This window comes from Clostridium bowmanii, assembly GCF_018861315.1.
Taxonomy (GTDB): Bacteria; Bacillota; Clostridia; order Clostridiales; family Clostridiaceae; genus Clostridium_AD; species Clostridium_AD bowmanii.
In genome coordinates, this window is the sequence record NZ_JAHLDL010000003.1 from 100,984 (window position 1) to 126,207 (window position 25,224).

General features: G+C 31.5%; 27 protein-coding genes and 2 riboswitches. Of the genes, 2 read left to right on the forward strand and 25 right to left on the reverse strand.

The window, feature by feature from the left end; translation table 11 throughout:
- Positions 1-8: 8 nt before the first annotated feature.
- The 14 genes from KPL51_RS02790 to KPL51_RS02850 all read right to left on the reverse strand — a co-directional run bounded on the left by KPL51_RS02790 (position 9) and on the right by KPL51_RS02850 (position 12,760).
- Positions 9-1,691, reverse strand: coding sequence for a ribonuclease J (locus KPL51_RS02790; protein WP_244997978.1), 1,683 nt, complete (start codon positions 1,689-1,691; stop codon positions 9-11).
- Positions 1,692-2,408: 717 nt separating this feature from the next.
- Positions 2,409-2,654, reverse strand: coding sequence for a hypothetical protein (locus KPL51_RS02795; protein WP_216157019.1), 246 nt, complete (start codon positions 2,652-2,654; stop codon positions 2,409-2,411).
- Between the two features lie 471 nt (positions 2,655-3,125).
- Entirely contained in the window at positions 3,126-4,808 is a 1,683-nt protein-coding gene (locus KPL51_RS02800) for a ribonuclease J (RefSeq protein WP_244997979.1), read from the reverse strand.
- 12 nt (positions 4,809-4,820) lie between these two features.
- Entirely contained in the window at positions 4,821-5,018 is a 198-nt protein-coding gene (locus KPL51_RS02805; RefSeq protein ID WP_216157022.1) for a helix-turn-helix domain-containing protein, read from the reverse strand.
- A 306-nt stretch (positions 5,019-5,324) separates the two neighbouring features.
- Positions 5,325-6,404 (reverse strand): C40 family peptidase, encoded by a 1,080-nt coding sequence (locus KPL51_RS02810; protein WP_216157026.1) that lies wholly within the window; start codon positions 6,402-6,404, stop codon positions 5,325-5,327.
- A gap of 399 nt (positions 6,405-6,803) precedes the next feature.
- Positions 6,804-6,938, reverse strand: a complete 135-nt coding sequence (locus KPL51_RS24245; RefSeq protein WP_312888333.1) for a hypothetical protein — start codon at positions 6,936-6,938, stop codon at positions 6,804-6,806.
- Positions 6,939-6,959: 21 nt separating this feature from the next.
- A complete protein-coding gene (arsB, locus tag KPL51_RS23920; protein WP_224853624.1) occupies positions 6,960-8,432 on the reverse strand; it encodes an ACR3 family arsenite efflux transporter in 1,473 nt (490 codons plus the stop codon).
- Between the two features lie 41 nt (positions 8,433-8,473).
- Positions 8,474-8,818 (reverse strand): ArsR/SmtB family transcription factor, encoded by a 345-nt coding sequence (locus KPL51_RS02820; RefSeq protein WP_216157029.1) that lies wholly within the window; start codon positions 8,816-8,818, stop codon positions 8,474-8,476.
- A 71-nt stretch (positions 8,819-8,889) separates the two neighbouring features.
- Complete coding sequence (locus KPL51_RS02825) at positions 8,890-9,318, reverse strand: arsenate reductase/protein-tyrosine-phosphatase family protein (protein WP_216157032.1); 429 nt, start codon at positions 9,316-9,318, stop codon at positions 8,890-8,892.
- Positions 9,319-9,562: 244 nt separating this feature from the next.
- Entirely contained in the window at positions 9,563-10,255 is a 693-nt protein-coding gene (locus tag KPL51_RS02830) for a cytochrome c biogenesis CcdA family protein (RefSeq protein ID WP_216157034.1), read from the reverse strand.
- The gene (locus KPL51_RS02835; RefSeq protein WP_216157037.1) at positions 10,252-10,788 is read right to left on the reverse strand and encodes a thioredoxin family protein; all 537 of its coding nucleotides are present in this window, start codon (positions 10,786-10,788) and stop codon (positions 10,252-10,254) included. The genes KPL51_RS02830 and KPL51_RS02835 overlap by 4 nt, the downstream gene beginning before the upstream one ends.
- Positions 10,789-10,954: 166 nt before the next feature.
- The gene (locus KPL51_RS02840; RefSeq protein ID WP_216157039.1) at positions 10,955-11,182 is read right to left on the reverse strand and encodes a thioredoxin family protein; all 228 of its coding nucleotides are present in this window, start codon (positions 11,180-11,182) and stop codon (positions 10,955-10,957) included.
- A 110-nt stretch (positions 11,183-11,292) separates the two neighbouring features.
- Positions 11,293-12,309, reverse strand: a complete 1,017-nt coding sequence (locus KPL51_RS02845) for a permease (RefSeq protein WP_216157043.1) — start codon at positions 12,307-12,309, stop codon at positions 11,293-11,295.
- Between the two features lie 91 nt (positions 12,310-12,400).
- Positions 12,401-12,760 (reverse strand): ArsR/SmtB family transcription factor, encoded by a 360-nt coding sequence (locus tag KPL51_RS02850; RefSeq protein WP_216157046.1) that lies wholly within the window; start codon positions 12,758-12,760, stop codon positions 12,401-12,403.
- A 238-nt stretch (positions 12,761-12,998) separates the two neighbouring features.
- Here KPL51_RS02850 and KPL51_RS02855 point away from each other — a divergent pair, with 238 nt between their 5' ends.
- Entirely contained in the window at positions 12,999-13,247 is a 249-nt protein-coding gene (locus tag KPL51_RS02855) for a hypothetical protein (RefSeq protein ID WP_216157049.1), read from the forward strand.
- A 54-nt stretch (positions 13,248-13,301) separates the two neighbouring features.
- Here KPL51_RS02855 and KPL51_RS02860 read toward each other — a convergent pair whose 3' ends face one another.
- The 8 genes from KPL51_RS02860 to KPL51_RS02895 all read right to left on the reverse strand — a co-directional run bounded on the left by KPL51_RS02860 (position 13,302) and on the right by KPL51_RS02895 (position 21,647).
- A complete protein-coding gene (locus KPL51_RS02860) occupies positions 13,302-14,030 on the reverse strand; it encodes an energy-coupling factor ABC transporter ATP-binding protein (protein WP_216157052.1) in 729 nt (242 codons plus the stop codon).
- A gap of 5 nt (positions 14,031-14,035) precedes the next feature.
- Positions 14,036-14,830: an energy-coupling factor transporter transmembrane component T gene (locus tag KPL51_RS02865; protein ID WP_216157054.1), complete on the reverse strand. Its 795-nt coding sequence runs from the start codon at positions 14,828-14,830 to the stop codon at positions 14,036-14,038.
- Positions 14,831-15,113: 283 nt separating this feature from the next.
- Positions 15,114-15,698 carry a rubrerythrin gene (gene rbr / locus KPL51_RS02870; protein ID WP_216157057.1) on the reverse strand — a complete coding sequence of 195 codons (585 nt, stop codon included), beginning with the start codon at positions 15,696-15,698 and terminating at the stop codon, positions 15,114-15,116.
- A 234-nt stretch (positions 15,699-15,932) separates the two neighbouring features.
- Positions 15,933-17,462: an alanine/glycine:cation symporter family protein gene (locus tag KPL51_RS02875; protein ID WP_216157060.1), complete on the reverse strand. Its 1,530-nt coding sequence runs from the start codon at positions 17,460-17,462 to the stop codon at positions 15,933-15,935.
- A 391-nt stretch (positions 17,463-17,853) separates the two neighbouring features.
- A complete protein-coding gene (locus tag KPL51_RS02880) occupies positions 17,854-18,669 on the reverse strand; it encodes a MetQ/NlpA family ABC transporter substrate-binding protein (protein ID WP_216157063.1) in 816 nt (271 codons plus the stop codon).
- Positions 18,670-18,695: 26 nt separating this feature from the next.
- Positions 18,696-19,337 carry a methionine ABC transporter permease gene (locus KPL51_RS02885; RefSeq protein ID WP_216157417.1) on the reverse strand — a complete coding sequence of 214 codons (642 nt, stop codon included), beginning with the start codon at positions 19,335-19,337 and terminating at the stop codon, positions 18,696-18,698.
- Between the two features lie 52 nt (positions 19,338-19,389).
- Positions 19,390-20,382, reverse strand: coding sequence for a methionine ABC transporter ATP-binding protein (locus tag KPL51_RS02890; protein ID WP_216157066.1), 993 nt, complete (start codon positions 20,380-20,382; stop codon positions 19,390-19,392).
- Between the two features lie 121 nt (positions 20,383-20,503).
- A riboswitch (SAM riboswitch) is annotated at positions 20,504-20,608 on the reverse strand.
- A 162-nt stretch (positions 20,609-20,770) separates the two neighbouring features.
- Positions 20,771-20,891: riboswitch (SAM riboswitch) on the reverse strand.
- Between the two features lie 255 nt (positions 20,892-21,146).
- A complete protein-coding gene (locus KPL51_RS02895) occupies positions 21,147-21,647 on the reverse strand; it encodes a GNAT family N-acetyltransferase (RefSeq protein WP_216157069.1) in 501 nt (166 codons plus the stop codon).
- A 303-nt stretch (positions 21,648-21,950) separates the two neighbouring features.
- Here KPL51_RS02895 and KPL51_RS02900 point away from each other — a divergent pair, with 303 nt between their 5' ends.
- Positions 21,951-22,946, forward strand: coding sequence for a L,D-transpeptidase family protein (locus KPL51_RS02900; protein ID WP_216157073.1), 996 nt, complete (start codon positions 21,951-21,953; stop codon positions 22,944-22,946).
- Between the two features lie 270 nt (positions 22,947-23,216).
- Here the strand turns inward: KPL51_RS02900 and KPL51_RS02905 are convergent, their stop codons facing one another.
- The 3 genes from KPL51_RS02905 to KPL51_RS02915 form a co-directional block, all read right to left on the reverse strand.
- Positions 23,217-23,822: a histidine phosphatase family protein gene (locus KPL51_RS02905; RefSeq protein ID WP_216157077.1), complete on the reverse strand. Its 606-nt coding sequence runs from the start codon at positions 23,820-23,822 to the stop codon at positions 23,217-23,219.
- Positions 23,823-23,873: 51 nt separating this feature from the next.
- On the reverse strand, positions 23,874-24,398 hold the full coding sequence (locus KPL51_RS02910; RefSeq protein WP_216157080.1) for an NUDIX domain-containing protein: 525 nt from the start codon (positions 24,396-24,398) through the stop codon (positions 23,874-23,876).
- 267 nt (positions 24,399-24,665) lie between these two features.
- On the reverse strand, positions 24,666-25,190 hold the full coding sequence (locus tag KPL51_RS02915) for a DNA topology modulation protein (RefSeq protein ID WP_216157083.1): 525 nt from the start codon (positions 25,188-25,190) through the stop codon (positions 24,666-24,668).
- Positions 25,191-25,224 lie beyond the last annotated feature (34 nt).

The window sequence follows — 25,224 nt, forward strand, 5'->3', positions numbered from 1 at the left end:
TGTTTTTATTAAATTTCCATTATTATTGGTATAATTATAGGTCTTCTCTTAGTTTTTATATATAAAAACTGACCTAGAGCATTTCTTATACAAGACTTTATTACTGCCCATTCTTTAACTTTATTATTTAAACACTGTTCTAACTCTTTTCTCACAATGTCTCTTGCTTCATTAATAAGCTCATTAGATTCTTTCATATATACAAAACCTCTAGTTATTATATCCGGTCCTGCAAGTATACTATAAGTTTCTCTTTCAATAGTAACTACTACAGTAAGTATACCCTCTTCTGCTAAATGTTTTCTGTCTCTAAGTACAATATTCCCAACGTCCCCTACACCTAGTCCATCCACCATTATGGCTCCTGTTTGAACTCTTCCACCAAATTTACATTCATTCTGGGATACTTCTAATATCTGCCCAGTTTCTCCAATAAATATATTTGCTGGATCCATACCTAATTTTTCTGCAAGTAAAGCATGTTGTTTTAAATGTCTATATTCACCATGTACCGGCATAAAATACTTAGGACGGACTAAGCTATGCATTAATTTCAATTCTTCTTGACAAGCATGCCCAGAAACGTGAATCTCTTCTGTAGTATTGTATATTACATTAGCCCCTTTTTTGAATAATTCATTTATAACATTGTATATGAATTTTTCATTTCCAGGAATAGGAGATGCTGATATAATAATTAAATCACCCTTTTGTATTTCAATACTTCTATGAGTAGCTGATGCCATTCTTGTTAATGCAGCAAGGGGTTCACCTTGGCTACCAGTAGTAACTATTGTTACTTTATCATCAGGATAATTATGAATTTCTGCCACAGTAATTATAGATTCCTGTGGTATATGCAAATATCCAAGATCCATAGCTACCTCAGATATTCTTTCCATACTTCTTCCACTAAAGGCTATTTTTCTACCATGCATAACTGAAGCATTTGCAATTTGTTGTATTCTATGAATATTTGATGCAAAAGAAGCTACTATTATTCTTCCATCAGCCTTGTAAAATAATTTATTTAATGATTCGCCAATTACTTTCTCAGATATAGTAAATCCCGGGCGCTCTACATTAGTACTATCAGCCATTAGTAGAAGTACTCCTTGGCCACCTAATTTCGCAAATCGCTCAAAATCTAGAAGTTCTCCATCAATTGGAGTATAGTCTATTTTAAAATCACCTGTGTGTACAATTCTTCCAATAGGTGTATGTACCGCAATGGCACAAGCATCTGCAATACTATGGCTAACCCTTATAAATTCTACACTTAGTTTTTCTAATTTTATAATATCCCCAGCTTTTACTACATTTAAGGTGCAATCTGCCATTATCCCATGTTCTTGTAACTTATTCTCTACAAGTCCTAGGGTTAAACGTGTTCCGTAAACGGGAATATTAATTTGTTTTAAAACGTATGGTAATGCTCCTATATGATCCTCATGACCATGAGTTAGAAAAATTCCTTTTACCTTATCTCTATTTTCTAAAAGATAAGTTACATCTGGAATAACTAAATCCACTCCATACATATCAGCATCGGGAAATGAAATTCCACAATCTATAACAATGATTTCATCTTTATACTCTATTGCAGTTATGTTTTTTCCAATTTCTCCAAGTCCACCTATTGGGATAATTTTGATTTTGTTTTTGCCTTTACTTTTATAATTATTATTCAATATTTTTCCTGATTTCTAAATATTTATCAATTTATATATCCAATATTTTCGTTCTGTCGACTAAACAGCATGGCGGTACCACAGGTTTCAAATAATTAGGTTAATCCTGTTATATCAACAGTTCTATTGTACAAACAGTTCTGTTATGTTAGCATACTATCCCAAGTATTTTCATCCTATTAACTGACCATAAATCAGGATTTTCACCTACCTTTTCTTTTATATTTTTATTGCTTTGTTATTTTTATCTCCTTTCTTTAATATTTTATTAATGCAACCTATATTTCAAAGTGTTGCTTTTTAATTAAACATCACTCTCTTTACTACACTATATGTTTATAATAGTTTTTTTATAAGATTGTGCTAACCCAACTATCCCATTATTGTAGTTAGCAGTTGACTCCAATTGGTGCTTACATAAACACCTATGTAGCTATTCATTATCTTCGAAGATGCTTTTCACCTTCGTAGCTACAACATTATCAACTTAATTTATACTAATTAAATATAATTATACCATATTACATTTGATTATATTCGATTATAAATTAATAAAGGTTGAGAAACAATTTATAAGTCGCAAGATATTGCTTTCTACAGCAATTAATGTTCTTAAAATAAACTCTATATAATGCACAAAATACAACTTGAAGGAGACATGACACTCAATAACAGTGTGCATTTCTTCCCATTCAAGTTGCATTCTAAGTTAATTACTTATTTATTTATAATAAAGTGCTTTTTAAATAATCCACCTTGCTTAGTATAATGTAAAATGTACTCTTTTTCATATACGTTATGTAATTCTAAATTTATAATTCCTTTTGTTTTTAAGACTAATTTTATTTTATCAAATTCATCAATTTCTTCTTTGGAAGTTAGCTTAGTGTAGAAAAGTTTTGTTGAATACGTCGCCCAGGTATCTAAAAGGTTATCGAGTGGTGTGTTTACATCTAGAATCATTTATCTTCCTCCTTGTATAATATGAATAATATCATTATCTCTATTGTATGTTTTTTCTTGCGCACTTCTATTATATATATGTTATCAAATATAATCAACTTCCATTATAATTTGGATTGATGTATTATACTCTATTTGTTACAATATCTCTGCTTTAAGAGGGATTATAAATTATTATATTTCTTTATAATTATTAACAATATTTTAAAACAATAAACAATTATTATCTATTATATTTTATAAAATCCAAAATCAAAGCATTTTTTAAATTTACAATTGTATTTAGTAAATTTTGATGATATATAATCATCTGGCAACAACCTTTCTCCTGCTATAATTCCTGCATAATAAAAGACTCCTACTTAAAGCTAAGCTCTAAGTAGGAGTCTTTTATTGTAAATTCACAGTAGTTAAGGTGAATTCCATCACCTAAATTATAGTTTAAATCAATAGTTTAAATCAATATTTTTATTATATTTCCATTATTATTGGAATAATAATAGGTCGTCTCTTAGTTTTTATATATAAAAACTGACCTAGTGCATTTCTTATACAGGCCTTTATTACCGACCATTCTTTAATTTTTTTATCTAAACACTGCTCTAATTCTTTTCTAACAATGTCTCTTGCCTCATTAATTAATTCATTTGATTCTTTCATGTATACAAAACCTCTAGTTATTATATCTGGTCCTGCTAATATACTATAAGTATCTCTTTCTATAGTAACTACCACAGTAAGAATACCCTCTTCAGCTAAGTGTTTTCTGTCTCTAAGTACAATGCTACCAACATCCCCTACACCTAGTCCATCTACCATTATAGCTCCAGTTTGAACTCTTCCAGTAAGTTCACATGCATTTTGGGATACTTCTAATATCTGTCCAGTTTCTCCAATAAATATGTTTGCAGGATCCATTCCCATTTTTTCTGCAAGTAACGCATGTTCTTTTAAATGTCTATATTCTCCGTGTACTGGCATAAAATACTTAGGCCTTATTAAACTATGCATTAATTTCAATTCTTCTTGGCATGCATGCCCAGAAACATGAATATCGTCAGTAGTATTATATATTACATTAGCTCCCTTTTTAAATAATTCATTTATAACATTGTATATGGATTTTTCGTTTCCAGGAATAGGTGATGCAGATAAAATAATCAAATCGCCCTCCTGTATTTGAATACTTCTATGGGTGGAGAATGCCATCCTTGTAAGTGCAGCTAGTGGTTCACCTTGGCTACCAGTAGTTATTATTGTTACCTTATCATCAGGATAATTATGAAGTTCCGCCACAGTAATTATAGCTTCCCTTGGAATATCTAAATACCCTAGATCCATAGCTACCTCAGAAATCTTCTCCATACTTCTTCCACTGAAGGCTATTTTTCTTCCATTCATAATTGATGCATTGGCAATTAATTGTACTCTATGGACATTTGAAGCGAAGGATGCTACTATTATTCGGCCCTTAACTTTATAAAACAATTTATTTAAAGTTTCTCCCACTACTTTCTCAGAAATATTAAATCCAGGACGTTCCACGTTAGTACTATCAGCCATAAGTAGAAGTACTCCCTGACCACCTAGTTTTGCAAATCGCTCTAAATCTATAACTTTTCCATCAATTGGAGTATAATCAATCTTAAAATCTCCTGTATCTATAATTCTGCCAATGGGTGTATGTATGCAAATGGCACAGGCATCGGCTATACTATGACCAACCCTTATAAACTCTACACTAAGTTTATCCAATTTTATAATATCTCCAGATTTCACTACATTTAAGGTACAATCCGATAATATTCCATGTTCTTGCAACTTACTTTCTACAATCCCTAAGGTTAGTTGTGTTCCATAAACGGGGATATTAATTTGTTTTAAAATATATGGTAATGCGCCAATGTGGTCCTCATGACCATGGGTTAGAAAAATTCCTTTTACCTTATCTCTGTTCTCTAGTAGATAATTTACATCTGGAATAACTAAATCTACCCCATACATATCCGCATCTGGAAAAGAAATTCCACAATCTATAATAACGATTTCTTCTTTGTATTCTATTACCGTAATGTTTTTTCCTATTTCTCCAAGTCCACCTAGTGGAATAATTTTAATCTTGTTTTTAACTTTCTTTTTATAATTATTGTTCAAAATTTGCCTCCCTTATATTCTTTCTCCCTGTTGTAATTTTTCCAATAGTTCATTTAAATTACTTTTTTTCACTCTCCAATTACGCCCGATTTTAAAGGCTGGTATCTTACCGCTTTGCACCAATTTATAACAAGTTACTTCACTAATTTTAAAGTATGTTGCAACTTCACTTACTGTCATAATTTCATCGGCTTTGATGTTTCCACTCATTTACTTATCCTTTCTTGAATTTATTTTTTAGTAAACCTATATTTTAAAGTAGTGATTGTTATGTAAACATCACACTCTTTATTTCACTATTAATTTTATAACATGTTCTTACACCCCTAAACGCTTAAAATAAAAAATAAATTAAACAAGCTTACTTTTATACTAACGAAACTTAATTATACCACATTACAATTAATTATATTTGATTATAAAGTAAAAAAGTTTTGAGGATTATTTATTCATCCTTAAAATAAGGATGAACGTACAAAGGACAGGCTATTTCAAATAGTCTGTCCACATTTAAAACTACTTAACTCTTCTTGCACCAATGTAATCGTTTCTTGTAAGTGCTGATATTTTAACTACATCTCCAGTACTTGGCGAATGAATATATGAGTTATTGCCTACATACATTCCCACATGATGAGGATCTGAGGATGAACCAAAGAAAATTAAATCTCCCGGCTGCAAATTTTCTCTAGATACATAGGACCCATCATTTATTTGATCAGATGTAGATCTACCTATTGACACTCCAAAATGAGCATACACATATTTTACAAAACCAGAACAATCAAAATTACTAGGACCATTGCCACCCCAAGCATATGGTGTTCCTAGAAAATTACTTGCATAAGCAACTATAGAGTTAGAGCTAAGTGATGTCGCTCCTCTAGATAAGGTATACTTAGGCGAATCCGCTTTTACTGCATTTATTTGATTCATAGAAATATTGACAATGGCTTGTCCCTCACTAACCATACCAGCATATAATCGTCGTTGCTTTTTAGCTTCCTCATTTAATACAATTTGTTTTTGCTTTTTATCTTTAAGGCTACTTATTTTGACTTCATTATCAGTTGTCAAAAGTGCTAGCTTAGTTTTTTCATTTTCAAGTATTTCCTTTTGATCTTCAATTTCATCTTTCTTATCTGTTAATCCTCCAATAATATCATTATCATATTCCACAATCTTTTTTATGTTTTCAACTCTTGAAATTAAGTCTTCTATACCCTCTGAATCTAATAAAACTTCTATGTAACTATCCACACCATTAATATACATGCTTCGCATTCTCTTGTTGAATAAGTCTTCTTCTTCTAGAATATTATCCTCTGCATCTTGTATATCTTTTTTAGATTTTTCTATTTCCAGTTGAGTTTTACCCATTTTTACTTTTGCTTGATCAACTTGTATCATGATTTTTTCTATATCTGAATCTAATTTTTCAATAGAAATTTCTATATCCTCAACCTTGTTTTGTGCTTGCTTATATACTTCATTTTGATTTACTAAACTATCTGATAATGGTTCTGCAAATGCGGTTATACTCGTTGTAGTAACTAACCCAAGTATTAATAACAATGATAATATTCTTTTACGCAACCCAATCCCCCCTATATCATAACAAATTTATGTGTTTATATTTATTTACGCAATGTAAACGTTGTTAATTTACTGCTTACAACCCAATGTTTTTATTGTACCACTATTTTACAGCTAAATTCAAGAACAAATCTTATTTAATATGTAATTTTTATATTTTTTTTACTTTTTAATATTTTTTTTACATTAAGTATAAAAATTTGTTTCTATATTTTATGAACTGTATTCTCACTTTTCCTTTTTTAAAATGTAAAAGGCACCCAATAGTTAGAAAACTTTATCTAACTGTCGAGTGCTATTAAAGAAATTTATATTTCTTTTCTATTATCTTTATTTTATGTCATCTTTCATAATATTCACATACCCATAAAACATATTTATTAATATGTTTAAATAGTTTTACACCAATAAATTTTTTAACTTATCACCTTTAATTTCATCAGGGCTCCAAGCTATTACTGCAAATTTACCCTTTGCATGTGCATCAACCTTTTTAATCCATTCAATTTCATTACTTGCCTTTGCAGCCAGCAATTTATTTGTAGTACCAGTGGCTTAAAGTGATGAATTAATAACCCACCATTTTGTTGATATTTTTGCACGTATTAAATCTTCCTCGAGACGCATTGCTTCATATACAGGTGTAGCTTCCGCTAGAGTTACAATAATGACTTCAGTTTCATCAGCATTACGAAGCCTTGGCAACAGTTTTTTCGTAGATTCCGGGATATCTCCCTGATAGCGCTTAATTTTCTTATTATAGCTTTGGGTGGAATCAAATAGCAGCAAAGTATGTCCTGTTGGAGCGGTGTCTATAACAACAATTTGCTCCTCCGACTTGTCTCCTATCTCAGCAAAGGCTCTAAACACTGCTATTTCTTGTGTACATGGAGAACGAAGATCCTCTTCAACATATTCTATATCTTCATCAGCCATGGTTTCTCTTGCCTTTAAAAGCACCTCCTGCTTATATTTTTCAAGTTCAACCTGCTCATCAATGTGACTCATAGTGATGTTGCTACTCTCATTAATAACAAATTTAAGATGAGCTGCAGGGTCAGTTGTGGTAAGATGTACCTTTTTACCTTTTGCAGATAATCCCAGTGCAATGGCAACCGCAACCGATAGTTCAAAAAAGTTTGATGCTCCAATCATTCCAGCAGGTGCAGCAATATCATGTGTTAGTTTTAGCTTTCTACATGCTAAATAAGCAATAAAGAAAATCAAAAATGTTTGTATAGTTAGTGGCACAGAAATAAGTAAAATGTGCAATGGATTGTTTAAAATGATTTCACCTTGAAATGAAAATAACAATACCAATATGAGTAATAATCCAACAGTTGTTGCATTATCAAACTTATGGAGAAAAGTATTTTCAAAATACTCTAGGCCTCTTTTCTTTGTCATCATAATTCTAGTCAAAATGCCCGCGGCCAAAGGAATAACAACAAATAAAACCACCGATAGAATTAGTGTACTCCAGGGAACCACAATGCTACTGACACCAAGCAGAAGTTTCACTATAGGTATAAATGCAACTAGTATGATTAAATCATTTGTGGCTACTTGTACAACAGTATAAGCGGGATTCCCCTTTGTAAGAGTGCTCCAAACAAATACCATGGCAGTGCAGGGAGCGGCTCCGAGCAATATGGTTCCTGCAAGATATTGAGTAGCCAGTTCTGGTGCTATAAATGCTTTGAATACAACAAAAAAGAAAAATGAAGATATTACATACATTGTAAATGGTTTTATAAGCCAATTTGTTATCCATGTTATATACAAGCCTTTTGGCTCTTTCCTAACATTCTTAATGCTTTGGAAGTCTACCTTCATCATCATTGGATAAATCATTACCCAAATAAGTATAGCGGTAGGAATGGAAACCTTCGCGTACTCAAACTGATTTAAGAATTCCGGAATTACTGGAATAAATTTACCAATGAGTACACTTACTACCATACAAGTTGCTACCCAAACTGTTAAATACTTTTGAAAAAAATCCCATATCTGGTTTTTTAATTTCACTCATAATTAATCACCCCTTACTTTGTTTAAAATCTTATAAATTATTCTTTAATTTTCACATCACATAAACATTGAAGTTTTGATGATGCCATTTTTTCGCAATCGCTATTGTAAGAAGCTAATTGTTTAAGTTCCTTTGTCAAATAAGCATATAAATCAGGATTTTTTTCTATAAAATTATTGTTTATTTTGTAGTACACCCACTGTGCTTTTTTATAGCCCTCAAGTATTCCACACCTTCTAAGCGCCGTTAAATGTCTGGAAACATTGGATTGATTCATATTTAGACAATTCTCAATTTCACATACGCACATTTCATCTACCATAAGCAATGCCAATATACGAAGTCTATTTTCCTCTGCTAATGCTTTAAATATATCAACCACTATTTTCACCTCCTATATTTTTATATACTCATATGCTCATATACTATGCCTTTAAAGCACATTTGTTACAATTACCACTCAAGTTCTCCACTTAAATCAATTTTATTATTTTCTATTCTTTTCTTTAAATCTTTTACCTTTCCTTCTATTATTTTTGCTGTCTTTATAAATTCCTCATCAGATTTTCCAGTAGGATCATCTAGTCCCCAATCTTCTTCATGCCTATGAGCCATTATTGGGCAAACTACATTACATCCCATTTTTATTACAATATCAGCTTCTGGTATATCATCAATTAATTTTGATCTGTGAATTTCATTCATGTCTAAACTATATAAATCCTTTATTATTCTCACCGCATCTTGGTTAATTTGAGGCTTAGTTTCGGTACCTGCAGAAAAAGATTCAAACACCTCTGATGCGAATAGTTTTCCCAGTGCCTCTGCCATCTGTGACCTGCATGAATTGTGAACACATATAAATGCTACTTTGGGTTTCATAAAATAATCCTCCTTTTATTTGTTATATGTAGTATTTTTAGTTTTCAAACATAATTTGTATATTCGTATATTCGTATATTCGTATATTCGTATATTTGTTTATACTCATATTGTAATATTAACTACCTGTTTTGTCAACAGCATATCATTATATTCTCTTATGAATTCCATAATATTACATAACATGCTTAAGTGAAATTAAATCCATTTGTTACAATCCAACTTAGATTATATCTAAAGACTTCTAAAACCCCAAATAAAACATATAAAAAGCAATTAGAAGAATAGCGGTGCCCATAATATATTTTAGAACCTTACTAAGGTCACCATATTTATTGCTAGATGTAAGCTTAGTTACAAATCCCATTGATGTTCCTGCTATTATAACTAGAACACTATGTCCTATTGAATATAATAGTAAAAGCAGTACCCCTCTTGCAATATTCCCTTCTTTTGCTACTATGGAAAGCAAGACTACAAGTACTGGAGTCGCACAGGGCGATGAAAATACACCTCCTAAAATTCCTGCTAAAAAAGCTCCCGGATAACCTTTTTTAGGTTTCTTACTCCCTAAAGAGATTGATGGTATAAAACTATATACCTCCCAAACTTGAAGTGCCATAAGCACCATTAAAATACCTAGTGCAATATACCATAAGGAGCTTGATGTTCCCATAAGTTTGCCTAGAATAGATGCCATAGTGCCGAGAATGGTAAAAGTAAGCGCCATCCCAGTAGCAAAAACAATTGATAATTTAAATGCTCTTTTTGTATCATTGTTCCCAACACCACCTACGTAGCCAATTACAAGTGGTACACTTGTAAGCGCACATGGGGTAAATGATGTTAATACACCTGCAAGGAGTGCAATTAAAGGTGCAAGCCAAAAGCTCTGAGAAATAAGCTTTGATAATATACCTAACCAATCATTAATCATTCTACACCCATCTCCTTTAATACCTGTAGGATTTGATCCTTAGTCATGCCACCCTCATGAGTAGTAAATACATGCTCATCTGTTTCTTTAGAATCATATATTTTCATTTGTGAGGCTTCTGCATTTTTAGGAGTATAAGGTTTACCATCCTTATCTATAAAAACTTGTGTTGGAATTACACTAATAGGATAATCATTTGCTAAACTTTGGTACTGACCTACATCAACAAATTTTATGATTACTTTCCCACGGAGTTCTTCATTAAGTGCCTTTAAAACAGGAGACATTTCCTTACAAGGAATACAGGAATCCGCACCAAAATCAATCATAATAGGTATTTCATAGGATTTAAGTTGTTTAAGATCCAGTCTGCCGGTCACGTGTAGGGCAAAATCGGAATTATCATCTTTAGCAATTGGTGTTTTATTAAAGTTTTTAAAATACCATATTGCTCCTATTGCTATAACTATAAGCACAGGTATAATTATTTTAGCCCTATTTTTAGAGAACTTTTCACTCTTTCTTTCATCCATTAAAAACACACTCCATTTCTCATACATTTATATAAATCTATGTATCATAGGATATATTTATACATAGATAACTTTCAATGTGTTATCCTCCAAAAATGGAAATAACAAGGAGTAAACTAAATGTTAACTCCTTGTTATTAATACCTAATTAAATTTTCTTTACTTATTATAAATATTTCTTAATTTCCTCAGCTGATGGCACTCTTCCCATTATCTTAACTTTTTCATCTACTACTAAAGCAGGAGTTTTCATAACTCCATAAGCCATAATTTTTTTAAAGTCTTCAACTTTTTCTATAGTAGCCTCAATACCTAACTCCTCTACTGCCTTTCTTGTGTTTTCCTCTAATTTCTTGCAACTTGAACATCCTGAACCTAAAACTTTAATTATCATAATAAATCCTCCTTGTATATTTTTGGTAGATAATAATTATTAGTTATTATCCCCCTTGTTTTATGTTATTGTGCATTTTAAAAACACAATGTTATTATTTTATTGTAGTACTAAACTAATAAAAATGAAAATGCATTAAATAGATATCCTATTATAATTATGCCTGTTGCAACTATCGCTACAAATATAGCCAGTAGTTTAGGCTTAACAACTTTACTAAGCATGATTATTGATGGAAGCGAAAGTGCAGTTACTGCCATCATAAAGGATAATACTGTACCAATTCCTACTCCTTTACCAAATAGTGCTTCTGCTATTGGTAAGGTACCAAATATGTCAGCATACATTGGTATACCTACTGCGGTAGCTAGTAATACTGCAAAAGGATTATTATTCCCAACTACAGTTTCTATTATTGATTGTGGTATCCAATTGTGGATTGCAGCCCCGATGCCAACACCGATTAAAACATATATCCAAACCTTACGAAATACATCTTTAACCTGCTCTTTAGAATAAGATATTCTCTCTTCTCTTGTCATTTCAATTATTTCCACATCTACATTTTCTATTTCTTTTACATATCCTTCTACATAATTTTCAAGCCCTAATTTATCAATAATAGTTCCACCTACTACTGCTAAAATTAGTCCTACAACAACATAGGTAATAGCGATCTTAGCACCAAAGAAAGACATTAAAATTAATAATGATGCCAAATCTACAAGCGGTGAAGATATAAGGAAGGAAAAAGTTATTCCAAGGGGTAGTCCTGCTGCGTTAAATCCTATAAATATTGGAATACTAGAACAGCTACAAAAGGGTGTAATAGTTCCAAGCAATGCTCCTAGTATATTCCCCTTGATACCCTTAATATTTCCAAGTAGTTTTTTTGTTCTTTCCGGTGGAAAATAACTTTGAATATAAGATATAAGGAAAATCAACACTGATAACAGTATAAATATCTTTATAGTGTCATAAATGAAAAAGTGTACACTGCCTCCTAATCTTTCTTTGATTGATAGTCCAAATACGTTTTCTACAAGCCTTTTAATAAGATTTGAAAGCCAAGTCATTTTCAAAATCTCGTTATTTACCCAACTAAATATTTGTGATATTACATTCATTCTTGTCACCTACCTGTATAATATTTTTTATTAATATGAAATTTGATTATAACCTTCGCTGCCGTTTATAATCTTCATTGCTAAACTTACGTTAACTGCTGGGAGTACATTTATTTTTTAACATTTCCGTATATTCATCACCTTTTTGAAGGGTTTCTAAATCATTTTTTATGATATCGTAATTTTCTATATTTAAAATTATTTTCTTAAGTATGTCATTAAGAAGTTCATTATCCTTATCTATGTAGTAGTAAATAAATTGTTCTTGCCTTTCATCTTTTACAAAGCCCATATCTCGAAGTTTGCCTAGGTGCTTTGAAATTTTAGGCTGCCCTTCCTCTAATATTCCTTGAATCTGGCATACACAAAGCTTTTTATGATATAGCAATACTAAAATCCTCATACGTGTTTCATCTGATAGTACTTTAAATAAGTTTATTAATTTTTCCATCCATTTCACATCCTTTAAATAAATAATACCGCGCTTATATGCCTATATGGGTATATAAGCATAGTATTCCAAAACCGCCTATTTGTCAACTACTTTTCTAAAAAAAAGATAAATTGCCATATGGCAAGTGGCATGTTGGCCAACCCTAAATTATTTATAATTATAGGATCAAATGTCCTATGTAAAAAATCTAAAGTAGTGTATAATACTTTTAGTAAAGCATTGGGAGTCCCTTAATTTGGAAGTTAAAAAATTAGATACTGAAAAAATTGTAAATGAAATATTAGAACAAGGTGAGATTTTTAATGATATTGAAGAGGATTTATTACATGAATTAATAGAAAATAAGATATCCAAAGATAACATCATCGCTCATGCACAGACTCTTACTTTTGGGAATAAAATGGGTATATTAATCCAAAACCAAAAAATATTGGTGGAAAATCAATCTAAAATGGTAAAATATATTGATAGTTTACAAAAATAAAGTGCTATCCAAGTGGCAAGTTAGAACCTTGCCACTTGGATAGCACTTATTTTTTTATATTATATTATTTTTAATCAAAAACTCTTTATCTTCCATTATTTCTTTGTAGCTACCGTCTCTTATAATGGTATGATCCTTTGAAAATACTACAACTCTCTTAAACACATCTTTTACATACTCGAAATCATGAGTTGAACATAAGATTGTCTTTCCAGCCTCATTTAGTGAAATCATGAGTTCTCTTAAAAACCTTTTCGACTCAGGATCAAGCCCATTCATAGGTTCATCAAAAACAAGCACCTGAGGATTCATCACTAGTACCGAAGCTATAGCGATTTTCCTTTTTTCTCCTCCACTTAAGTGGTAAGGCTGTCTGTGTTTCAGGTGTTCAACCTTTAGTAACTTTAAAATATCTTCCACCTTTTCCTGAACTTCACCTTCAGGCATTCCCATTTGCCTTACTCCAAAGGCTATTTCTTCATATACATTTGAGCAAAATAGTTGTACTTCTGAATTTTGAAATACAAAGCCAATTTTCTTATGAAAGCTCTTTAAAAGTAGATCATTCTTAAGATATTTTGAAGTTATTTCTAAATCCTCAAAACTGTAGCTTCCACTACTCGGACTCACTAGTCCATTAATTAATTTCATAAGTGTAGATTTCCCACTTCCATTTGGTCCTATAAAAGCCACAGATTCACCAGGCATAATTTTCAAACTAACATTTTTAAGTGCCGGTGCACCGCTGTCATATGAGTAATAAATATTTTTCATTCCGATCAACAAAATCACGCCCTAACAAAATAAAAATATGAAGCTATAAACCCTATATTAATTATAAAACATAAGATATCATTTAATCTAAATTTGTACTTACTATGTAATTTATATTCCCCAGTGAATCCTCTACACTCCATAGCTCCATACATTTCCTCAGCCATTTCTTTTGACTTTATAAACATAGTGCCTATAATCCCTGATAGTGAGGTTGTTTTGTTTTTGTTTTTTCCTACAGACCTTAATTTAAGTGCATAAAGCATATTTAAAGAAAATTCTCCAAAAATAACTATGTACTTTATAGTGATATCCAAAACTAAGATAAATATGTCAGGGATAAAGAACAGTTTTAACGTCTTAGTTATATCATTCCATTGTGTAATGGCAGATGTAATATTAACCGCTGTTACAGTGGTTAATGTTTTAATTACAATCAGTATACTATTATTTACGTTTCCCATAAGAAAAGAAGGTATGATAATAATTATTGTAAAAATTGTTACTACTACTGCCAATTTAATTATGTGCACTATTTCTTCTGCTTTCAACATACTAATAATGAGTAGTAAATACACGTCTACTATTAGAATAAACCCAAGATTTCTTGAAAGTGCTACAAGTATTATTAATATAATCGTTGATACAAATTTAGTTATGGTGTTTATCCCAAATCTACTAGATTTATGTTTTGCATTATATTTGAATTTTGTTAACATCTTTAAAATAGATAGAATACTCTTATTAATAAAAGTATTTTTTTCCTTTGAAGGAACATAATCATCTTTTTTCAAAAGCCATTCTGGCATTTAAAACTCCCTCTTTTCATGTACATAACTGCGCCCATAACTAAACAGGTTGTCAGACTTAAATAATTTTCTGGAATATCCATGTAATCCCACCCTAACGCCGCTCTAGTTTTTTAATTCTACATGCTACATATTTTACACTGATTGCTTATATATTACAACTTGTTGCTTATTAATAGCTTGATTGATAAGTTCATCATTATTAATTAAAATAGTATATATTCTGTAGCAAAAGAATGGGAAATGGATTATTTTATTATTAATCCATTTCCCTTCTGCTTTATTAATAATTTTCACATAGCAATTCAAAATATGCCTTTGGATGTGCACAAGCTGGGCATACTTCTGGGGCACTTTTTCCCTCAAAAATATATCCACAATTACTACATTTCCAATTAACTACTGTATCTTTTTTGTATACTGTATTAGTTTCTATATTACTTAATAATTTTCTATATCTTTCATCATGATGTTTTTCAACTTCAACGATTTTTCTATAAACAAATGCAACATCAGGGAATCCTTCTTCTTCTGCTACTTTTGCAAATTCTGGATAAAGTTCTGACCACTCTTCTTTTTCTCCATTTGCTGCCCATAATAAATTTGCTTTTGTATCTGATAAACCTACAGGATAAGTTGCATTAATTTCTACTACTTCTCCATTTAAACTTGTGCTTAAAAATTTAAAAAATCTTTCAGCATGCTCTTTCTCATTTCCTGCTGTTTCTGTAAATATGTTAGATATTTGTACATATCCTTCTTTTTTAGCTACAGACGCATAATAAGTGTATCTATTTCTAGCTTGTGATTCACCAGCGAATGATTTCATAAGATTTTCAGCAGTTTTCGTACCTTTTAACATTTTCATAAAATACCTCCTGTTTTTTCTCATAAGAGAAAAGAATTATACATCTTAAGTATTCTCTAAATACTATACTTTTCCTCTTTTAAATCCTGTTATTCACAAAAAAGTTACTTATTTTGCCAACGGTATATCTTATTCTAAACTTTCCAATTACCACGAGGAAGGTGTCATGATTTTCTATTTCAAACTTGCCACCTGCCCTGTGGTTTCACCTATAACTGAAGTAGCACAAGTCCCCTATTTCCAAAATTCACTATGGACACCAATAGATTTTGACTTAAACTTAGATCCATCGGTTTTTTTATAATTTTTCAATGCTTTTAAGGCGATGTTAGATCCGATTAATATAATCGGTACATTTACATAAACTAGAACAATATTTACAAAGTCACCTATGTACCATAAGTTTTTAAGTTCCAAACCTGCAAGAACCGTAAGTGCTCCAAATGGAACAAAGAACAATGCACCTACCAAACGTATGCTCATGATGAATTTCTTATTTCTGGAGATTAGATTTGCAGAGACTTCTGCAAACAATATTAAACCCAGTAGTGTTGTAAATGCAAACATCCCATAGCATAATGAAACAATAATTGTGACTATCCCATCTAAGGAAGTACCTGGAACTAAGTATTTTACTGAGGATAGATAAACTGTAAGTTTAGAGGCTTGTATACTATCCCACGCAACTCCAGCAGTGCCTGTCCAAACATGTGCCATAACAATAAGAAAGCCAGTCATACTACATATTATCATTGTATCAAGAAAAACACCTAATGCTTGTACAAATCCTTGTTCTGCAGGATGATTATTCTCCGCTGTAGCTGCTGCCATTGTAATTGTACCTTGACCAGCTTCATTGGACATAAGTCCTCTCTTAATTCCTTGAGCCAGTGCCACACCAAAGGCCCCACCAAATATTGCATTTGGCTTAAATGCTCCACCAAATACTTCTTTAAAGAAATATGGAACTTTATCTATGTTAACTATTATAATCAGAAGAACTATGACTGTATAAATAACTGCCATAATAGGAACCAATACATCCGTAACAGCAGTAACTCTTTTAATTCCTCCGATTACGGTTAAAAGCACAGTAATTATTAATACTATAGCTATACCATAATAAACAGTAGATTGACGTCCAAAGGATTTACCAGCTATAGTGTCAGCTATTGAACCAAAGCTTGTAAATAAATGAAAGGCTTGAGATGGTATAACAAAGAGTGCATATATTATAAAAAGTGAAGATAATATCACTCCTACCCAACGCTTATTACCTAAAATCTTTTGTCCATAAAAAGGAAGTCCTCCTACGTACTCTTTTCCATTCTTCTCTTTGAAGATCTGTGCAAGGGTTGATTCAATAAAAGCTGTGGACATTCCAAAAAATGCTGAAACCCACATCCAAAATAGTGCACCTGGTCCACCAACAGATATCGCTCCTGTAACTCCCATAATATTACCGGGTCCCACTCTCATAGCAGAACTTAGCAAAAATGAAGCTAAGGGGCTAATTCCCGTATCTGAGGTTTTCTTCTCAGCAAGAATTTTGATTCCTTTTTTAAATGCCATAACTTGAACAAATCCAGTTTTAAATGTAAGATAAATTCCCGTTCCTAAAAGTAAAATAACCGCAAGAGCAAATCCACCTAAAACGGGAATGTTTGCATACCACTCAATGTTGGTTGGGAATTCCCACAAAAAATCTGCAATAGGAACTATAAAGTCAAAAAATCTATTTATTGCTTCAAATAATACATTCATTTTTTAACCCCCGCACTGCAATAATTGTCTACTTTAAATATTTTTTTAACTTCAAATTCCGAAAAATATAGAATATAATTGTTATTTTCCTTTTGTAAGATATAAATTCCTCCTCGTTGTTGTTGTACACTATATGTAATCACAGCAAATCAGATATTAATTTCCTCCAATATATTCTGTTGCCTTAAAAAATTTTACAAGCTTTATATAATTATACACCAACAACATAGGCAATAAGCTCATATAAGGTCAAAAGATATGAACATCGTTTAAATTTTATAGATTATTATAGAATAAAAAAGAAGAATATAGGTTTTAATAATCTACATTCTTCTTCGTACTTTGTCATTCCCCACTTGCCATGTGGTTTCACCTCATCTTAAGGCGGCACCTAAAAAGCAGGAATTATAGCGCCTTTATACTTATCTTCAATAAATTTTTTAACTTCTGGCGAATTTAATGCCTTTGATAAGGCTTGTATATAATCCTTGTTTTTATCTTCTTTTCTAACCGCCAGCACATTAGCATAAGGTGAATCTTTTGCTTCAACAGCTAGTGCATCCTCTAGATTTAATTTAGCTTCTATGGCAAAGTTTGAGTTTATAACCGCTGCATCTACTTCATTTAAAACTCTTGGAAGTTGAGGCGCATCTATTTCAGTTATTTTAAGTTTCTTTGGATTTTCTGTAATATCGAGTTTGGAAATAAGCTCTCCGCTCTTTAATTTTAGAAGCCCTGCCTTTTCAAGTACTCTAAGTGCTCTTGCTCCATTTGTAGCATCGTTTGGAATAGCTATTTCAGCTCCACTTTTTATTTCACTAAGTTTTTTGTATTTACTGGAGTACAGACCCATAGGTTCAATTTGAACTTTTACAGTATAATCAAGATCTAAATTTCTTTCTTTACTGAATGATTGCAAATATGGTATATGTTGAAAGAAATTTGCATCTAATTGTCCTTCAGCTAAAGCAGTGTTAGGTGTTACATAATCATTAAATTCTATTATTTCGAGGGCATATCCTTTCTTTGCTAGCAGTGGCTTTACCACCCCTAATATTTCACTATGAGGTACTGGTGAAGCACCGACTTTGATTATTTTTTTCTCAGCAGTTACCTTTGCAGTTGTTGCCACCTCTTTTTTTGCTCCACAGCCACTTAATGTTAAAATCACAGCAGTTGTTAATAATATACTTAATATTTTTTTCATTTTAATTTCCTCCTTAATTTTCAAATCTATTTAATCATTTTTCTGTACAATAAATTTCCTGAGGCTTGAATTATTTGAACCACTGCAATTAATATAATTACTGTGTATATCATGATATCTGTTTTAAATCTATAATACCCATATTTTACAGCCACATCTCCAAGGCCTCCTCCGCCTACGGTGCCAGCCATAGCTGAGTAACCTATAATATTTATTACAGTTAGTGTAACTCCAAGAACTATAGAGGGCATTGCCTCTTTTAACATAACCCCAAATATAATTTGATGAGTTTTGGCGCCAACAGATTTAGCCGCTTCAATGATACCGTAATCCACTTCAAGTAATGCGGATTCTATTATTCTTGCAGCAAAAGGAGCTGCTCCAAAAGTTAATGGAACTATAGCTGCGTTAGTACCTATGGTTGTCCCAGCAATAAACTTTGTTAAAGGGAATATAGAAATCATTAATATAATAAATGGAAAAGACCTAAGTACATTTATTACAAAATTTAAAGTTTTGTAAATTATAACATTTGGCCATAGTCCTTTAGGGCTACTTATAACAAGTCCCACTGCTGATATAAATCCTAAAATTAATGTAAAAATCGTGGATACTGCTACCATATATACAGTGTCTATTAGTGCTGGCATTAAAACATCTTTAAATATCATTTATAAGACCCCCTCATATTCCTTATTAGCACTTAATAGTTATCAAGTATTAAGCCCCTTTATATTGCTCATGCTTAACTAAATAATCAATGACCTCCCAATCTATAGATTTTTCATTTAAATAGTTTAATATTTTCCCCTTATTTTCTTCACTTGCATTTATTATTAGACTGCCCATTACGTTATCTCTGAATTTTTCAAGCCTCCCCCAGACTATTGAAAAATCAATATTTAACTCCCTGGCTATAGAAGTTATTATGCAACTTTGGCTAATTTCTTTAGGAAAAAATATCTTAATATTATAGCCCGTGCTAGGTAATAATTCTTCCTCACCAATAAGTGTTTTCATTTCTTTCGTTGGCCTAACAAACAATTCATCAGTAATTCCACTGCTTTTGATCTCTCCCCCTTCTAAAAGAATAAATTTATTGCAAATCTCTTTTATCACCTCCATTTGATGAGTAACTACAATAATTGTTATATTGAATTTTTTATTAATATCTTTTAGAAGCTCCAATATGGATTTTGTGGTTTTAGGGTCTAGCGCCGAGGTAGCTTCATCACAAAGCAATATTTTCGGGTTAAGTGCCAATGCTCTAGCGATTCCAACTCTTTGCTTTTGACCTCCACTTAGTTCTTGTACATTGCTATTTACTTTATCATTAAGTCCTACTAAATCTATTAAGCCATCCACTCTTTTTTTAATAAAATTTTTATCATTTCCCCATACTTCTAGTGGAAATGATATATTTTCAAAAACATTTTTTCTATTAATTAGATTAAAGCTTTGAAATATAATGCCCACATTTTTTCTGAATTCTCGAAGTTCTTTGGAACTCAGCTGCTTTACTTCTTTTCCCATTATATTAATGGTGCCTGTATCATAGGATTCAAGGCCGTTAAAACATCTAAGCAAAGTAGATTTACCAGCACCACTATGACCTATAACACCGTAAATATCACCTTCATTCACTGTAAAAGAGACACCATTTAATACCTTCTCCCCTGAAAAACTTTTACTTACGTCACAAACCTTAATCATAATATCCCTTCTCCTTTTATAATTTATAACTTGTGCTACAACTCAAACGTTACCCTTAACAATCTTTTGCCTAAAAAAAAATAGAACCCAAGAATAAACTTGAGCTCTATCGCCAAACTTATTCTTATCTCGCAGCATTGCTGCAGGATTTAACACCATGTATCATAAATATGATACTGGTTGTCGGGTTTCATAGGGCCAGTCCCTCCACCTCTCTTGATAAGAGAATATTCAATTTTACTTTAAGTTTATCTAAAATCATCAATTACATAAATATTCATCATCTTCCAAGTTGCAATATTCACAACTTCATAAATACATTTAAAAACAAAAAACCTCTTCCATCAAAATATAATGATGAAAGAGGTATAAATATTCAAAGGCACCTCTCTCATCTTCCGCCAAGTTCTAAGGAACTTAGCGCAGGAATTAGCACCTTTTCAGACTAATGAAATCTGACGGTTGCCGAGGTGTCATAGGGCCAGTCCCTCTACCTCTCTTGATGAGAACTAATTGATTTATTAAATTAAGATTCATATTATCACTATATAGATTAAATGTAAAGTGTTTTTTATTATATAGGAAACAACTTGAGGAAAACAATGGGACATTTGGAGCATTTGTGATATTGATAAATCGTGGACTTTCTCTTCCATTCTTTTCTCTCCTTTTGCTTATTTTATAAGTTACCATTTGCTATATGGACAGCGCCTGATTGTCCAACTTGCCAATTTCCACGTGGGTGTCACCTTCTTTTGCCTTCTTTAATTTATACCTACTATGGTGCTTCTACGTTCCATTAAAACTATATCTAGCCAATTTTCATTATTCATTTTACCAACCTTTTCTCTAATACCAACTTCTCTAAATCCACACTTTTTATGCAAGGCTATGCTTGAAACATTCGATTTAATAATTCCAGACTGCAAAGTCCAAAAGCCATTTTTTTCTGATACTTTAATTAAATCACTTATAATAGCCTTTCCTACTCCCTTTCCCTTATATCTTTCACCAATATATATACTTACTTCTGCTACCCCCTCATAAACACGTCTACTTGAGGTTGGACTAAGAACTGCCCACCCCAATATATTATCACCACATCGAGCAACTAATCTACATGAACTTATGTGGCTATTATTCCAGTTTTCATATGTAGGTACTTCGCTTTGAAATGTCGCTATTCCCGTCTGAATACCTTCCAAATAGATATTTGCTACCTGATTCCAGTCTAAATCCATCATTTCTTCAATTTTATATTCCATTTTTTCTCCCCCTAATGGTACTGATTTTCCCGGATTAAATTTGTTAGCAGTTTCAAGCATGCCAGAACCTACAATATATGTTCATTCAGCATACCGTTAAAAATATTTTATTTTCTCTATATTATTAGTCCTTATTATATATAAATATATATAATAAGACATATTTCGTCAAAATACCTGTTAAGTAAACGTTACAATATGCTATAATATCATTTATGGACAATTACAGTTATACGAGTTGTCTATTATTATTATATTTTATCACGTTTTTTCTAATAAAAACCACTTTTTAAGGAGATGTCTATGAAATTATCTAGAAGAGTATATATAATTTTTTTTATGTTTATATTAGTTGCCACAATTGCCATTGTGACATTTGTTAAATCGAATTCCACTGTTGCGAAAAATCAGCTTCAAAATGCTACTATAGTTTCAGTTAATAAAGATACTAAACAACTTGACGAGCAGCATAGACTAGAGAAACAACAAAAATTGGAGGATCAAAAAAAGTTGGAAGATCAAAAAAAATTAGAAGTTCATAAAAAACTTGAAGCACATAAAAAACTTGAAGCACAAGCTGAACAGAAAAAACAAAAAGAGGCAAAAAAACAAGAAGTTTCTTCTAGAAATGAGACAAGCTCTAGTAATAAAGACAAGTTAGCAGTTACCCCTGCAGAACCTAAACCAAAATCCGAATTATTGATAGACAGGATAAATGGAAAAGGAAATGCAAAGCAAGCTATAGTTGTTACTACTAACGATTTTGGCACTGTAAATGCTACCATTACAACATTTGAAAATGTTAATGGAGCTTGGAAACAAGTTGACACTTATGATGGCAATATAGGCAGAACAGGTTTTGCTTATGCTAAATCAGAAGGTGATGGACATTCACCAATAGGTATTTTTTCATTGGGTACTACCTTTGGTAAAAATTCAAATCCTGGTACTTCAATGGACTATAAGCAATCTACCTCTAATGATTTTTGGGTAGATGATGTTAATTCGCCATTGTACAATACTTGGCAACAAGGGCCTATTAATGGCAGATGGAATTCTGCTGAAAAGATGTATATCCCCCAGTATAATTATGGTTTTGTAATAAACTATAATACTTCTGAGAGAGTACCATCAAAAGGTTCAGCTATATTCTTTCATGTATGGTCTGGTGAAGGCAGTGGAACTGCAGGCTGCACTGCAGCAGCTCAAGAAAATGTAATACGTACCTTAAAATGGTTAAATCCATCTAAAAATCCTATAATAATTGAAGGACCAATGTCTGAAGTACAAAAGATGTAGTTAATTATGTAAAAATTGCACAATGGTTTTAAAATTTAAAAAAGAAGGGTCTCAAAATGATTAATTAAATCATTTTGAGACCCAAATAATTCAGCCAGTAATAACTTACCAATACCAGTTTGGCGAAATTCACGTACTACATACATTCCCCATATGTTAGCTTTATAGTATCTTTCCTTGTAAAAATAAGTATATTATTAATTAAAAAGGAATGATTGTTTCAAAATTAAAACATTAATAATTGATTTGTTGTGGTTTAACTAATATAGTCTAATCCAAATGTGAAATATCAGCCTCTAAGATGATTTCAATTTTCTTATCTCCAACTTCGAGTACTGTTAAACATGTATCATACATAAAGGGGTTACACCAAAAATCTTCAATAGAATAATCTTTAATTATTGAATACATTGCCTTTATTACAGCTGTATGAGTTACTATTAAGATGTTTTCACCAGTACAATTATTTATAATATCATATAAAACCTTTTTTACCCTGTGAATTAATTCATTGAAGCTTTCTCCATCTATAGATTCATACAAGTGAGGCTTTTTCCAAAAATTAAATTGCTGGGTGGGATATAATTCTTGTACTTTTTCATTATCCATGCCTTCCCATATACCAAATCCCATTTCTTTTAAATCTTCAACTTTAATTATTTCCGTATTTTTATTCCCTCTAATGTATTTTGCTGTATCATAAGCTCGACCCAGTGGACTGCTATAAATATAATCAAAGTCTATATCTTGCAAACTCTCACCTAGCTTTTTAGCATTATCAATGCCTGTTTGAGTTAAACTAGAATCTTGCCAACCCTGCATTCTGCCTTCATTATTCCACTGTGTTGCTCCATGTCTTGTTATGTATATCTTCAATTTTCATCCATCCCCTGACTCTTATAAAATAATATTGAATTCTAATAATTATTATATATTGTTGTTGCTTAAAAGACATTCTGCACGCTTTAAAAACAGTAAATCTCTTATCTGAATGAATTTGCCCAGATAATTATCTGGTGTATCATTTTCAAGAATAGAAATAGCTTTCTTGAGTGAAACCCATTTTAATTTAAACCCACTATTTATTTCCTCATCTGTAAATGATGGCTCTTTAATAGCTCCTTTTACTTCAGAATAATAGCAGTAGGATATTTGTAATAATTTATGCTTATTTCTATATTCTATTATTGTACCAATTTCACCCATCACATTAATATTAACTCCTGCTTCTTCCATAATCTCGCGATTTAAAGCGGTTTCTATATCCTCGCCTGCTTCAAAGCCACCGCCTGGGAGCTTGTGATAGTTATTTTTTGATACAAATAATAATGCTATCTCCTGTGAATCATTTAGTACAATTGATCTTGATGCCTTCCTTAGCTTATATTTAATATCTGTATATTCATAATTATAACCAATATCTTTTTCATATATTTCTTTTATTAAATCCATTATATTTTGCCCCCTATTCCAATTTGTTTTATTTATATACTCAACAAATGTTTTATCAATTAGTAATTTTCATGCTTTATATTCCTTATTCTAGCACACTTTGTGTTACAAATATATGTCTAAAGGATTTTCTTACGTTGAGTCTTTAGTTTCAACCCTTGTAGGGGCATTGTGCTTCTATGCTTCGAGGCTATTTCTATTAATTCTACTAATAATTATTCCTTACATATAACAAATACTCGGTTAAAAATAACCAAGTATTTGTTACTAGAACTTATTAGAAATTTCTGTAATAAACTTCCTTGCTTCTCTTCTATTTTTAAACATTATTATTTGTTTGCCCTTATTTTTTTGTAGTCTATTAATGTTTACCTGTCCTGATTTTTTAGGGAAGTTCCAAATATATTTCATAAATTCAAAATCGAATTTTTCAGGACAACCTTCTGGCATATCTGGTCTTACTTTGCCTATATTTGTTATAACCCTTTTGAAATAACTCTGCAAACATACTGCTCTACTTAATTTAAAACAAATCACTGTATCCGCTTTTTCAAGACGAATATCCATAGTACCACCATAATTACCATCTACTATCCACTCAGATCCTGATAAAAAACCCTTTTGTTTTTTTATCCACTCTGCCCTTGGGGTTTCAATCCAGCCATTTTTCCAAAATTCTTTATCCAGATGAATTAGCGGGAGGCCCGTTATCTCTGTTAGTTTTCTTGAAAATGTACTCTTACCACTACCTGGTGATCCTACTACCATTATTCTTTTACCTATATTAATCATTATGCCCCCTCATTCTCATTATAGGAAACTAACT